This is a genomic window from Streptomyces sp. NPDC008079, from assembly GCF_042957385.1.
Taxonomy (GTDB): Bacteria; Actinomycetota; Actinomycetes; order Streptomycetales; family Streptomycetaceae; genus Actinacidiphila.
In genome coordinates, this window is sequence record NZ_JBIBIC010000013.1 from 125,429 (window position 1) to 138,042 (window position 12,614).

At 72.0% G+C, this 12,614-nt stretch carries 14 protein-coding genes; 13 read left to right on the forward strand and 1 reads right to left on the reverse strand.

Features of this window, described 5'->3' with window-relative positions:
- Positions 1–7: 7 nt before the first annotated feature.
- Entirely contained in the window at positions 8–1,048 is a 1,041-nt protein-coding gene (locus ACFZAM_RS25225; protein ID WP_391049500.1) for a Gfo/Idh/MocA family oxidoreductase, read from the reverse strand.
- Between the two features lie 131 nt (positions 1,049–1,179).
- Between ACFZAM_RS25225 and ACFZAM_RS25230 the strand changes: the two genes are divergently transcribed.
- The 13 genes from ACFZAM_RS25230 to ACFZAM_RS25290 all read left to right on the forward strand — a co-directional run bounded on the left by ACFZAM_RS25230 (position 1,180) and on the right by ACFZAM_RS25290 (position 12,609).
- Positions 1,180–2,013, forward strand: coding sequence for a UTRA domain-containing protein (locus tag ACFZAM_RS25230; RefSeq protein ID WP_391049502.1), 834 nt, complete (start codon positions 1,180–1,182; stop codon positions 2,011–2,013).
- 217 nt (positions 2,014–2,230) lie between these two features.
- A complete protein-coding gene (locus ACFZAM_RS25235; RefSeq protein ID WP_391049589.1) occupies positions 2,231–3,238 on the forward strand; it encodes a substrate-binding domain-containing protein in 1,008 nt (335 codons plus the stop codon).
- Positions 3,239–3,279: 41 nt separating this feature from the next.
- Positions 3,280–4,314, forward strand: coding sequence for an ABC transporter permease (locus ACFZAM_RS25240; protein WP_391049591.1), 1,035 nt, complete (start codon positions 3,280–3,282; stop codon positions 4,312–4,314).
- Positions 4,311–5,168 carry an ATP-binding cassette domain-containing protein gene (locus ACFZAM_RS25245; RefSeq protein WP_391049504.1) on the forward strand — a complete coding sequence of 286 codons (858 nt, stop codon included), beginning with the start codon at positions 4,311–4,313 and terminating at the stop codon, positions 5,166–5,168. The genes ACFZAM_RS25240 and ACFZAM_RS25245 overlap by 4 nt, the downstream gene beginning before the upstream one ends.
- A complete protein-coding gene (locus ACFZAM_RS25250) occupies positions 5,165–6,304 on the forward strand; it encodes an ROK family glucokinase (RefSeq protein WP_355339048.1) in 1,140 nt (379 codons plus the stop codon). The genes ACFZAM_RS25245 and ACFZAM_RS25250 overlap by 4 nt, the downstream gene beginning before the upstream one ends.
- Entirely contained in the window at positions 6,301–6,936 is a 636-nt protein-coding gene (locus ACFZAM_RS25255; RefSeq protein WP_355339051.1) for a hypothetical protein, read from the forward strand. The genes ACFZAM_RS25250 and ACFZAM_RS25255 overlap by 4 nt, the downstream gene beginning before the upstream one ends.
- A gap of 121 nt (positions 6,937–7,057) precedes the next feature.
- Positions 7,058–8,329 (forward strand): alpha/beta fold hydrolase, encoded by a 1,272-nt coding sequence (locus ACFZAM_RS25260; RefSeq protein ID WP_391049506.1) that lies wholly within the window; start codon positions 7,058–7,060, stop codon positions 8,327–8,329.
- A 138-nt stretch (positions 8,330–8,467) separates the two neighbouring features.
- Positions 8,468–9,100 carry an MBL fold metallo-hydrolase gene (locus tag ACFZAM_RS25265; protein WP_391049508.1) on the forward strand — a complete coding sequence of 211 codons (633 nt, stop codon included), beginning with the start codon at positions 8,468–8,470 and terminating at the stop codon, positions 9,098–9,100.
- 49 nt (positions 9,101–9,149) lie between these two features.
- Complete coding sequence (locus ACFZAM_RS25270) at positions 9,150–9,929, forward strand: exodeoxyribonuclease III (protein WP_355339059.1); 780 nt, start codon at positions 9,150–9,152, stop codon at positions 9,927–9,929.
- Positions 9,930–10,024: 95 nt separating this feature from the next.
- Positions 10,025–10,465, forward strand: a complete 441-nt coding sequence (locus ACFZAM_RS25275) for a DUF6278 family protein (RefSeq protein WP_391049510.1) — start codon at positions 10,025–10,027, stop codon at positions 10,463–10,465.
- A 175-nt stretch (positions 10,466–10,640) separates the two neighbouring features.
- Positions 10,641–10,892: a TfoX/Sxy family DNA transformation protein gene (locus ACFZAM_RS25280; protein ID WP_188285422.1), complete on the forward strand. Its 252-nt coding sequence runs from the start codon at positions 10,641–10,643 to the stop codon at positions 10,890–10,892.
- 8 nt (positions 10,893–10,900) lie between these two features.
- Positions 10,901–11,644 carry an amino acid ABC transporter ATP-binding protein gene (locus ACFZAM_RS25285; protein ID WP_188285421.1) on the forward strand — a complete coding sequence of 248 codons (744 nt, stop codon included), beginning with the start codon at positions 10,901–10,903 and terminating at the stop codon, positions 11,642–11,644.
- A gap of 17 nt (positions 11,645–11,661) precedes the next feature.
- Complete coding sequence (locus ACFZAM_RS25290) at positions 11,662–12,609, forward strand: glutamate ABC transporter substrate-binding protein (RefSeq protein ID WP_355339066.1); 948 nt, start codon at positions 11,662–11,664, stop codon at positions 12,607–12,609.
- Positions 12,610–12,614: the final 5 nt, after the last annotated feature.

Here is a 12,614-nt window from a genome sequence, read left to right on the forward strand (position 1 = left end):
GCCCGGCTCATGCCACCACTCCGCTCACGTCGCCCTCACGTACGCGCATGCCCACGTCGGCGACCGTCACCGGACGTCTCTCGCGGCGCGAGACCTCGCACGCCTCGGCGACGAGCAGCGCGCGCAACGCCTCCCGACCCTCGCAGGGATTCGGCTCCAGGCCGCGTACGACGCGCAGGAAGGCGGCCAGTTCGGCCCGGTAGGCGGCGGCGAAACGGTCGAGGAAGCCGGGCCAGGGCGCCGTGGGCAGGGCCGCGACCGCGACCGGCTCCATCGAGCGCAAGGGCGTCCGCGGGCCGACGCCCACCGCGATCTGGTCGTCGGTCCCGGCCAGCTCCATCCGGACGTCGTACCCCGCGCCGTGGTAGCGGGTCGCCGTCGCCGTCGCGAGGACACCGCCCTCCAGGGTGAGCAGCGCCGCCGCGGTGTCGGCGTCGCCCGCCGCGCGGAAGAAGTCGTCGCCGCCGTTGGCGCCCGCCGCGTACACCTCGGTGATCTCCCGGCCGGTGACCCAGCGCAGCACGTCGAAGTCGTGGATGAGGCAGTCGCGGTAGAGGCCGCCGGAGAGCGGGACGTACGCGGCCGGCGGCGGCGCCGGGTCAGAGGTGACGGTGCGCACGGTGTGCAGCCGGCCCACCCTGCCCGCCCGTACGGCCTCGCGCGCCGCGCGGTACCCGGCGTCGAAGCGCCGCTGGAAGCCGATCTGGAGCACGGCGCCCGCGGCCTCGACGGCGTCGAGCGCCGCCACCGTACCGGCGAGGTCGAGCGCCACCGGCTTCTCGCAGAAGGCGGGGACACCGGCGCGGGCGGCGCGGGTGATCAGCGCGGCGTGCGACGCGGTGGCGGAGGTGATGACGACGGCGTCCGGCGCGCTGTCGAAGAGCGCGTCCACCGAAAGGGCCGCGCGCCCGCCGACCGACGCGGCGACCTGCCGGGCGCGTACCGCCTCGGTGTCGGCGACCGTCACCTCGTCGACGTCCTCGTGGGCGGCCAGCGTGGCGGCGTGGAAGGAGCCGATCCGCCCGGCGCCGATGAGTCCGATCCGCATAGCTGCTACTTGCCCCTTCACCGCGGGAGACGTGCGCGCTGTCCCAACCTCCCGCGCCGCCCGCCCCCTGTCAACGCTTTGTCCGGACATAAGGACTTCCGGTGATCATGGGTGGCCGATACGCTCCCTCCGTGCCCAAGCAGGAGCCCACGCACGCACCCCCGCACGAACCAGGCCGCGAAGCCGTGCCGCCCGGCCGTGGGCGCCCGCAGGCCCGGCCCGTCCACCGCGATCTGCGGCTGGCCGTCGACCGCGCCAGCCCCGTACCGCTCTACTTCCAGCTCGCCCGGCAGCTCGAAGCCGCCATAGAAGAGGGCGCGCTCGCCCCCGGCAGCCTGCTCGGCAACGAGATAGAGCTGGCCGCGCGGCTCGGCCTGTCCCGGCCGACCGTCCGGCAGGCCATCCAGTCGCTGGTCGACAAGGGCCTGTTGGTGCGCCGCCGGGGCGTCGGCACCCAGGTGGTGCACAGCCATGTCGCCCGCCCGCTGGAACTGAGCAGCCTGTACGACGACCTGCTCGCCGCGGGCCGGCACCCGAGCACCCGGGTGCTCGCGAACGCCCGCGGGCCCGCGCCCGCCGCGGTCGCCGCCGCCCTGGGCCTGCCGGAGTCCTGCCAGGTCGCCGTCGTGCACCGGCTGCGCCTCACCCACGGCGAGCCGATGGCGTACCTGTGCAACTACCTCCCCTGCGACCTGCTGGAACCGGCCACCGGCGAGCTGGAGACCAACGGTCTGTACGCGCTGATGCGGCACCACGGCATCACCCTGCACAGCGCGGAGCAGACCGTGGGGGCCCGCGCGGCCACGGCCGAGGAGAGCCGGCTGCTGGCCGAGCCGCCGGGCGCGGCGCTGCTGACGATGCAGCGCACCACGTACGACGACCGGGGCCGCGCGATCGAGTTCGGCTCCCATCTGTACCGGGCCTCGCGCTACACCTTCGAGTTCCGGCTGCTGGTCAGAGCCTGAGGCAGGACCGGTGCGAAGACGCCCGCCGACCGCGTACGGACCCCCTCGCCGACTCCGGGAAGGCACCCTCTACCGCACCCCCGCCAACCCGCCGCACCGGCCCGCCGGGCATCGCGCCGTACCCCTTGACGGATACTTGGGCCGCCGGGATGGTCGCTCGCAACACTCTCATCCCGGCAGTAACAGGAACCGCAGGGAAAGGCAGGGCCTCGTGGCGATGGCAAGGGCGGGAACACGGGTGGTGGGCGTGCTGACGGCGGCGGTGCTCGGCGCGGTCTGCCTGGCCGGGTGCAGCAGCACCGGCGGCAAGCGCGCGGAGGACCGGGCCAAGCAGGCCGCGGCCAACGGCTCCGCCGTCAACACCCCGCACTGGACCTTCGCGATGGTCACCCACTCCGGCGCGGGCGACACCTTCTGGGACATCGTCCAGAGCGGCGCCAAGCAGGCCGCCGACAAGGACAACATCAAGTTCCTCTACTCCAACAGCGACCAGGCCAACGAGCAGTCGCAGCTCGTCCAGGCCGCCATCGACCAGCACGTGGACGGGCTGATCGTCACGCTCGCCAAGCCCGACGCGATGAAGGCCGTCGTGCTCAAGGCGGAGAAGGCCGGTATCCCGGTCATCACGATCAACTCCGGCTCGCAGGAGTCCAAGGAATTCGGCACGCTCGGCCACATCGGCCAGGACGAGACCATCGCGGGCCGCGCGGTCGGCGACGAGCTGAACAAGCGCGGCAGGAAGCACGCCCTGTGCGTGCTCCACGAGCAGGGCAACGTCGGCCACGAGCAGCGCTGCGCGGGCGCCAAGGCCACCTTCTCCGGGACGATGGACAACCTCTACGTCGACGGCACGAACATGCCCGACGTGCAGTCCGCCGTCCAGGCCAAGCTCCAGGCCGACAAGAGCATCGACTCCGTCGTCACCCTCGGCGCGCCCTTCGCGGCCACCGCGGTCAAGGCCAAGGACCAGGCGGGCTCCTCCGCCGAGGTCGACACCTTCGACCTGAACGCGCAGGTCGCCGCCTCCCTCAAGGCGGGCACCATCGGCTTCGCGGTCGACCAGCAGCCGTACCTCCAGGGCTACGAGGCGATCGACCTGCTGTGGCTGTACCGCTACAACGGCGACACCCTCGGCGGCGGCCAGCCCGTCCTGACCGGGCCGCAGATCGTCACCAAGGACGACGCGGAAGCCCTGCTGTCGTACACCAAGCGGGGCACCCGTTGAGCGGGCAGAGCACGCGCACCCCGGACGGCGGCGCCCCCGACCTGCTGGTGAGCCCGGTGGACGACGAGCGGCTGGCGCCGAGATCCGTCGTGCGCGCCCTGCTGGCCAGGCCCGAGCTGGGCTCCGTCGTCGGCGCGGTCGCCGTCTTCGTCTTCTTCTCCGTCGTCGCCGACGCCTTCCTGCGGGCGTCCAGCCTCGGCACGGTGCTGTACGCGTCCTCCACGATCGGCATCATGGCCGTCCCCGTGGCGCTGCTGATGATCGGCGGCGAGTTCGACCTGTCGGCCGGTGTCCTGGTGACCAGCTCCGCGCTGGTCTCCTCGATGTTCAGCTACCAGATGACCGCGAACGTCTGGGTCGGCGTCGGTGTGTCGCTGCTGGTCACCCTCGCCATCGGCTTCTTCAACGGCATCCTGCTCGTGCGCACCAAACTGCCCAGCTTCATCATCACGCTGGGCACCTTCCTGATGCTCACCGGCCTCAATCTGGGCTTCACCAAGCTCATCAGCGGCACCGTCTCCACCAAGACGATCGCCGACATGGAGGGCTTCCCGACCGCCCGCGACCTGTTCGCCTCGCACTGGACGATCGGCTCCGTCGACCTCCAGGTCACCATCTTGTGGTGGCTCGGCCTGGTCGCCGTGGCCACCTGGGTGCTGCTGCGCACCCGCGCGGGGAACTGGATCTTCGCCGCGGGCGGCAACGCGGACGGGGCCCGCGCGGTCGGCGTCCCCGTCGCCCGTACCAAGATCGGCCTGTACATGGCGGTCGCCTTCTGCGCCTGGATCTCGGGACAGCACCTGCTGTTCTCGTTCGATGTGGTGCAGTCGGGCGAGGGCGTCGGCAACGAATTCCTGTACATCATCGCGGCCGTCATCGGCGGCTGCCTGATGACCGGCGGATACGGCAGCGCCATCGGCTCGGCGGTCGGCGCGTTCATCTTCGGCATGACCAACAAGGGCATCGTGTACGCCCAGTGGAATCCGGACTGGTTCAAGTTCTTCCTCGGCGCGATGCTGCTGCTCGCGACGCTGCTGAACGCCTGGGTCCGCAAGCGGGCGGAGGCCGCGGCATGAGCGCAGAACCCGTCCTCGGCAAGGTCCCCGCGCCCGTCGGCGCCCCGCTGGTCGAGCTGACCGACGTCTCCAAGTCGTACGGGAACGTCCGCGCGCTGCGGGACGTCTCCCTCGAAGTGCGCGCGGGCGAGATCACCTGCGTCCTCGGCGACAACGGCGCGGGCAAGTCCACCCTCATCAAGATCATCGCCGGGCTGCACCAGCACGACACGGGCCGCTACGCCATCGAGGGCGAGGACGTACGGCACAGCTCGCCGCGCGAGGCGCTCGACCGCGGCATCGCCACCGTCTACCAGGACCTGGCGGTGGTCCCCCTGATGCCGGTCTGGCGGAATTTCTTCCTCGGCTCCGAGCCCACCCTCGGCCGCGGCCCGCTGCGCAGGCTCGACGTGGCCGCCATGCGCGCCACCACCCACCAGGCGCTGCTGCGGATGGGCATCGACCTGCGCGACGTCGACCAGCCGATCGGCACCCTGTCCGGCGGCGAGCGCCAGTGCGTGGCCATCGCCCGCGCCGTGCACTTCGGCGCGAAGGTGCTGGTCCTGGACGAGCCGACGGCCGCCCTCGGCGTCAAGCAGTCGGGTGTGGTGCTGAAATACGTGGCCGCCGCGCGCGACGCGGGGCTCGGTGTGGTACTCATCACGCACAATCCGCACCACGCGTATCTGGTCGGTGACCGGTTCATTCTGCTCAAGCGAGGCGCGATGTCGGGCAGCCACCTGAAGAAGGACATTACGCTGGACGAGCTGACCCGAGAGATGGCCGGGGGCAGCGAGCTGGACGAGCTGACCCACGAACTGATGCGCCGGACGACCACCACACCACCGGCGACCGACCCGGAGACCTCCGCTTGAGTGCCAATCGTGAACGTGTGTACCGCGGCGGCGCCGCCAGGGCGACGGTGCTCCAGACCGTCGGCCGCCGCGAGAGGCGCTCGCATCTGACCGCGCCCCGCGTCCCCACCGTCGGTATCGACATCGGCGGCACCAAGGTGATGGCCGGGGTGGTCGACGCGGACGGGGTGATCCTGGAGAAGATCCGCACCGAGACGCCCGACAAGTCCAAGAGCCCCAAGGTCGTCGAGGACACCATCGTCGAGCTGGTCCTGGACCTGTCGGAGCGGCACGACGTGCACGCGGTCGGCATCGGGGCGGCGGGCTGGGTCGACGCCGACCGCTCGCGGGTGCTCTTCGCCCCGCACCTGTCCTGGCGCGACGAGCCGCTGCGCGACCGGCTCGCCGAGCGCCTGCTGGTCCCCGTCATGGTCGACAACGACGCGAACACCGCGGCCTGGGCCGAGTGGCGCTTCGGCGCCGGGCGCGGCGAGGCCGACCTGGTGATGATCACCCTCGGCACCGGCATCGGCGGCGCGATCCTGGAGGACGGCCAGGTCAAGAGGGGCCGCTACGGCGTCGCTGGCGAGTTCGGCCATATGCAGGTGGTGCAGGGCGGTCACCGCTGCGCCTGCGGCAACCGCGGCTGCTGGGAGCAGTACAGCTCGGGGAACGCGCTGGTGAGGGAGGCCCGCGAGATGGCCGCCGCGGATTCCCCGGTCGCCTACGGGATCATCGACCGGGTCGGCGGCAGCATCAGCGAGATCACCGGACCGCTGATCACCGAGCTGGCCCGCGAGGGCGACGCGATGTGCGTCGAGCTGTTCCAGGACATCGGCCAGTGGCTGGGCATCGGCATCGCCAACCTCGCCGCCGCCCTCGACCCGTCCTGCTTCGTCATCGGCGGCGGCGTCAGCGCCGCCGACGACCTGCTGATCAACCCGGCCAGGGACGCCTTCCGGCGCAATCTCACCGGCCGCGGCTACCGGCCGGAGGCGCGGATCGCCAAGGCCGAGCTGGGCCCCGAGGCCGGTATGGTCGGCGCCGCCGACCTGGCCCGGCTGGTCGCCCGCCGCTTCCGCCGCGCCACCCGCCGCCGCGTCGAGCGGTACGAACGCTACGGCCGGGTCTACGGACGGCAGGGAGCCCAGTCGTGACCACCACACCCTTCGACCAGGACACCCTGGAGCCGGGCCCCGAGTCCGACGGGGGACCGCCCGCGGACGGCGACGCGGGCCGGGCGCGGCTCGCACCGCCGCCGCGGAACCCGCCGCGCTGGGTCCGCTGGACCGTCGTCCCGCTGCTCGTCCTCGTACCGATCGGGTACGTGCTGATCTCCGCCGAGCAGAGCCGGGACAGCGGGGTCACCAAGCAGAAGGAGGCGGCCCTCAGCCATCTGGAGCTGGCCGTTCCGACCATCCTCCAGCGGCAGATATACCAACTGCCCTTCCCCGACGGCACCACGGGCCCCGGCTACCTGGAGACCAACTCCTGGGACACCAGCGCGCTGTACGTCCAGTTCACCACCACCTCCGGCGGCCTGGACACCTTCCTCGCGCAGGTCGGCAGCGCCCGGAACGTGCTGCGCGGTGGCAAGGACGCGATCACCGCCGCGCAGGCCAGGACGGCGGGCTGGGACTTCCTCACCGGCCGCACGTATGTGGGCATCAGCATGCACCAGGCCGGCGACAAACCGGACCGCAACATCGTGGTGGACCTCACCGACCCGGACGTCCCCACGGTGTACGCGGTCTCCACCGTCAACTTCCGGCACGGCTTCAAGGGATGACGGCGGCGGGGCGCCGATGTCAGGGGCGATGACAACGATGGCCCATGACAGTCCTCGCGGGCCCGCGGAAGCGGGCCACTCGGATTTCGGAAGCACACACTCCACTCGGTAGCGTGAGGCGATGAGCGACTCGACCGACGGCGATCTGGACCCGCGGCCCCCCCTTCAGCACCGCTTCGACGGCCCGGCCGACGCCCCCGTCCTGATCCTGGGCCCGGCCCTCGGCGCCACCTGGCACATGTGGGACCGGCAGCTCCCGGCGCTCACCGAGCAGTGGCGGGTGCTGCGCTACGAGCTGCCGGGCCACGGCGGCGCGCCCGCGCACCCCGCGGCCTCGGTCGACGACCTGGCCGCCCGGCTGCTCGCCGTCCTGGACGACGAGGGCGTCGACACCTTCGGCTACGCGGGCTGCTCGCTCGGCGCCGCCATCGGCGCCCGGCTCGCGCTGCTGCGCCCCGACCGGGTCGCCGCCCTCGCCCTGGTCTCGGCCGCCGCGCGGTACGCCACCGCCGACGTGTGGCGGCAGCGCGGCGTCGTGGTCCGCGCCAACGGCCTGGACCGCACGGCGCTGGCCAGCCCCGAGCGCTGGTTCACCGGCCCCTTCCTCGCCACCCAGCCCGCGATCACCGACTGGGCCGTGCAGATGGTCAGGACCACCGACGCGGACTGCTACATCGCCGGGTGCGAGGCGCTGGCCGCCTTCGACATCCGGGACGCGCTCGGCAGCATCAAGGTGCCGACGCTGGTGGTGGCGGGCGCCGACGACACCGAGACCCCGCCCGCCGACGCCCGGCTGCTGGTCGCCGGAATACCGGACGCCCGGCTCGCGGTCGTCCCGGCCACCGGCCACCTGGCGCCCGTCGAGGAGCCCGTGGCCGTCGGCGACCTGCTGGCGACGCACTTCGGCAGCGTGTGGACCGAGCCGGTGTCCGTGTCGACCGGCTCCGTCGCCGTACCCCCGGCCCCCGTCGTACCGCCGCAGGCCGTCGCCGCGCCGCCCGCCGCGGTGGCGCCCGACACGTACGAGGAAGGGCTGCGGATACGGCGCGAGGTGATCGGTGACGCGGAGGTCGACCAGGCGCTGGCCCGCGCCGAGGACTTCGGCGCCGACTTCGACAGCTTCCTGACCCGCTACGCCTGGGGCGAGGTCTGGTCGCGGCCCGGCCTCGACCGGCGCACCAGGAGCTGCGTGACGCTGACCGCGCTGACCGCCACCGGCAGGCTGGAGGAGCTGGCCGACCACACCAGGGCGGCGCTGCGCAACGGCCTGACCCCGGCGGAGATCGAGGAGGTCCTGCTGCACACCGCGCTCTACTGCGGCCTGCCCGCCGCCAGGGCCGCGGTGGACACCGCGCGTACGGTGATCCGGCAGGAGACCGGGGCGCACCCGTAGCAAGATGGAGGCGTACCGGAAAACGCCCAGCACGAAGACCCAGCATCCGAAGATCCAGCATCCGAAACGCCCAGCATCCGAGAACCCCAGCACCCGAGTACCAGAGAAGCCCAGAACGCGCTGCCGAGGACGGACCCTGTGAAGCTCACGAAGAAGCGCCACGCCTGCATCCGGCTGGAGAAGGACGGGCGCACGCTCGTCATCGATCCGGGCACCTTCAGCGAGGAGGACGCGGCGGTCGGCGCCGACGTCATCCTGGTCACGCACGAGCACCTGGACCACTTCAACGCCGACCGGCTGCGCGCCGGGCTCGAAGCCAATCCGGGCGCGGAGCTGTGGACCCTGCGCGCGGTGGCCGACGAGGTCTCCGCGGCCTTCCCCGGCCGCGTGCACACCGTCGGCGACGGCGACACCTTCACCGCCGCGGGCTTCGACGTCCAGGTGCACGGCGAGCTGCACGCCGTGATCCACCCGGACATCCCGCGGATCACCAACGTCGGCTACCTGATCGACGGTTCGCTCTTCCACCCCGGTGACGCGCTGACCCTGCCCGGCACCGCCGTGGACACCCTGCTGCTGCCCGTGCAGGCCCCCTGGAGCAAGATCTCCGAGGTCATCGACTACGTCCGCGAGGTCAAGCCGCGCCGCGCCATCGACGTGCACGACGCGCTGCTGACCGACCTGGCCCGGCCGATCTACGACACGCAGATCGGCGGCCTCGGCGGCGCCGACCACGTACGGCTGGCGCCCGGCGACAGCACGCAGGCGTAGCAGCGCCGCCACCGGGTCACTGTCGGACCCACCGGTTAGGTTGGGGAGCATGCGCATCGCGACCTGGAACATCAACTCGATCACCGCCCGCCTTCCGCGGCTGCTCGCCTGGCTGGAGAGCAGCGGCACCGACGTCCTGTGCCTCCAGGAGACCAAGTGCACCGCCGAGCAGTTCCCGCGCGACGAGCTGCGCGAGCTGGGGTACGAGTCGGCGGTGCACGCCACCGGCAGGTGGAACGGGGTGGCGCTGGTCTCCCGCGTGGGCCTGGAGGACGTGGTCGAGGGCCTGCCCGGCGGACCCGACTGGGAGGGCGTGCACGAGCCGCGTTCGGTCTCCGCGACCTGCGGCGCGGTCCGTCTCTGGTCGGTCTACGTGCCCAACGGCCGTGAGGTCGACCACCCGCACTACGCGTACAAGCTCCAGTGGTTCGAGGCGCTGCGCGCCGCCGTCGCGCAGGACGCGGCTGGTCCGCGGCCCTTCGCGGTGCTCGGCGACTTCAATGTCGCGCCGGTGGACGAGGACGTGTGGGACCTGTCGGTCTTCGAGGGCCAGACGCATGTCACCGCCCCCGAGCGCGCCGCGCTGGCCGCCCTGCGCGAGACCGGCCTCACCGATGTGATGCCGCGCCCGCTGAAGTACGACCGCCCGTACACGTACTGGGACTACCGGCAGCTCGCCTTCCCCAAGAACCGCGGGATGCGGATCGACCTGGTGTACGGGAACGAGCCGTTCGCCAAGGCCGTCGGCGACGCGTACGTGGACCGCGAGGAGCGCAAGGGCAAGGGCGCCTCCGACCACGCGCCGGTCGTGGTGGACCTGGAGGTCTGACCGGGGGCCGCCGCAGCGCGCGGGGGCGCTCCGGCGGCCGGTCCCGGCACGCGCGCCTGTGGTCGCGGCGGCACGGCAGGTGCGACGCTGACCGCATGGACATCCCCCTGATCGGCAAGTGGCGCAGAAGACACGGCGTCGCCCGCGGTTTCGCCGTGTACACCGACGGCGCCCCCGACGCGACCGGCGTCGCGGAACTGCTCGGCGAGTGCGAACTGCTGCGCGCCCGCGCCGCCGACGACGGGGTGGACCTGGACGACACCCCCGAATCGCTCGCCGCCCTCGACCAGTTGGCGCCGAGCTGGCGGGACGACGAAGAGGTGCTGTCGGACCTCGGCAACGACGCGGGTCTCTACCTCGGCACCGTCATGGTGCTCACGGTCCCCGACGCGGCGTGGGAGATCCTGCCCAACGGCCGTCCCGTGGTGCGGCTCGCGTCCGGCCGCGAGATCGACACCGTGGCGATCGGCCACGCCTGGGCCGAGAGCGGCAGCCCCGAACTGTCCCAGGTGCTCGCGGAGTCGTCGGAAGACTGAGCCCGTACGGCGGTGCGGCTGTCACCCGATCCAGTGGTCATCACCACACAGTGGGGTGCGGTCCAGGGCGTGTCACCACGCGATGGCCGCGCAGGGCACTAGAGGACGTGCATGATGGCGCCGAAGGTCCCCCTTTTCGCACCAGTCCCCACCAGCTCGGTACCGGAGGCACGACGTGGACTCCCTTCAGCAGCTCCCGAACATCGGGTCGGTCCTGGCCGACCGCCTGCGCCGCGCGGGCGTCGACGACGCGGGCGAACTGCGACGGCTGGGCTCCGGCCGCGCCTTCGAGAAGATCCGGCCCGAACTGCCGGAAGACGCCTGCACGCACACGCTGCTCGCGCTGGAGGGCGCGCTGCGCGGCATGCGCTGGACCGCGATCCCGCAGACCGAACGCGACACCCTCGTCCATCGCGTGCTGGGCTGAGCGCGCGGATGACCCGGGAACCCCTGATCGTCCTGCGCGGAGTCAACAAGCACTTCGGCCCGCTGCACGTGCTCAAGGACATCGATCTGACCATCGGCCGCGGCGAGGTCGTCGTGATCATCGGTCCCTCGGGTTCCGGGAAGTCCACGCTGTGCCGGGCCATCAACCGCCTCGAACCCGTGGAGTCGGGCACGATCACCATCGACGGCGTGCCGCTGCCCGCCGAGGGCCGCGAGCTGGCCCGGCTCCGCGCCGATGTCGGCATGGTCTTCCAGTCCTTCAACCTCTTCGCGCACAAGACCGTCCTGCAGAACGTGATGCTCGCGCCGGTCAAGGTGCGCGGCCGGGGCAAGGCCGAGTCGGAGCGGCAGGCCCGCGAACTGCTGGACCGGGTGGGCCTGGTGGGGCACGAGGACAAGTTCCCCGCGCAGATGTCCGGCGGCCAGCAGCAGCGGGTGGCCATCGCCCGCGCACTGGCCATGAACCCCAAGGCGATGCTCTTCGACGAGCCCACCTCGGCCCTCGACCCCGAGATGATCAACGAGGTGCTGGAAGTGATGCGGCAGCTCGCCGAGGAGGGCATGACCATGGTCGTGGTCACCCACGAGATGGGCTTCGCCCGGTCCGCCGCGCACCGGGTGGTCTTCATGGCGGACGGCCGGATCGTCGAGGACCGGGTGCCGGAGGAGTTCTTCACCGCGCCGCGCAGCGAGCGCGCCAAGGACTTCCTCTCCAAGATCCTGCACCACTGATCAGCACCTGGACCGCCATGCGACGCACTCACCGGCCCGCCCGCCCGGCGCGCCCGGCGGCCGTGGCCCGTCTCGCGGCGCTGGCCGCGGTGACCGGGCTGGCCGCGCTGACCGCTGTGACCGGCTGCGGCAAGCAGGGCAGCCCGCCCGCCAAGGGCCCCCGCGCCGACGCCCTGCCCGCCTACCGGGTCAACCGCGACTTCTCGCTGCCCGCCTCCGCCACCTGGTCGGCCGCCCACCGGCGCGGCAGGCTCGTGGTCGGCGTCAAGGACGACCAGCCGTATCTCGGCGAGCGCGACCCGGCCACCGGCACGTACTCCGGTTTCGACATCGAGATCGCCAAGATGATGGCCGCCTCGCTCGGTTTCGCGGCCGACCGCGTGCAGTACAAGCCGATCGCCTCCGCCAACCGGGAGACCGCCCTGAGCAACGGCCAGATCGACTACTACGTCGGCACGTACACCATCAACGCGCTGCGCAAGAAGCAGGTCGGCTTCGCGGGCCCGTACTACATGGCCGGGCAGGGCCTGCTGGTGCGCAAGGACGAGAAGGACATCAACGGGCCGCAGGACCTGAAGGGCAAGAAGGTGTGCTCGGCGGCCGGTTCCACCCCGATCCAGCGGATCGAGCGCGACTACCCCGACGCCACGCCGGTCACGTACGACACGTACTCGGTGTGCGTGGACAATCTGCTGACCTACCAGGTCGACGCGGTCACCACCGACGACTCGATCCTGCTGGGCTACGCGGCCAAGGCGCCGAACGAGATGAAGCTGGTCGGCAAGCCGTTCTCGAAGGAGCCGTACGGCATCGGACTGGCCAAGGGCGACACGGCGCTGCGGGGCGCGCTGGACGACGCGATCGTGGCGCACGAGCGCGACGGCGACTGGAAGAAGGCGTACGCGGCGACGCTGGGTCTGTCCGGGGTCCCGGCGCCCGTACCGCCGCCGGTCGACCGGTACTGAGGGGG

Coding starts and splice junctions, on each gene's coding strand:
- ACFZAM_RS25225 (WP_391049500.1), bottom strand. CDS start 1,048: ATGCGGATCGGACTCATCGGCGCCGGGCGGATCGGCTCCTTCCACGCC.
- ACFZAM_RS25235 (WP_391049589.1), top strand. CDS start 2,231: ATGGCAAGGGCGGGAACACGGGTGGTGGGCGTGCTGACGGCGGCGGTG.
- ACFZAM_RS25245 (WP_391049504.1), top strand. CDS start 4,311: ATGAGCGCAGAACCCGTCCTCGGCAAGGTCCCCGCGCCCGTCGGCGCC.
- ACFZAM_RS25260 (WP_391049506.1), top strand. CDS start 7,058: ATGAGCGACTCGACCGACGGCGATCTGGACCCGCGGCCCCCCCTTCAG.
- ACFZAM_RS25270 (WP_355339059.1), top strand. CDS start 9,150: ATGCGCATCGCGACCTGGAACATCAACTCGATCACCGCCCGCCTTCCG.
- ACFZAM_RS25275 (WP_391049510.1), top strand. CDS start 10,025: ATGGACATCCCCCTGATCGGCAAGTGGCGCAGAAGACACGGCGTCGCC.
- ACFZAM_RS25285 (WP_188285421.1), top strand. CDS start 10,901: ATGACCCGGGAACCCCTGATCGTCCTGCGCGGAGTCAACAAGCACTTC.
- ACFZAM_RS25290 (WP_355339066.1), top strand. CDS start 11,662: ATGCGACGCACTCACCGGCCCGCCCGCCCGGCGCGCCCGGCGGCCGTG.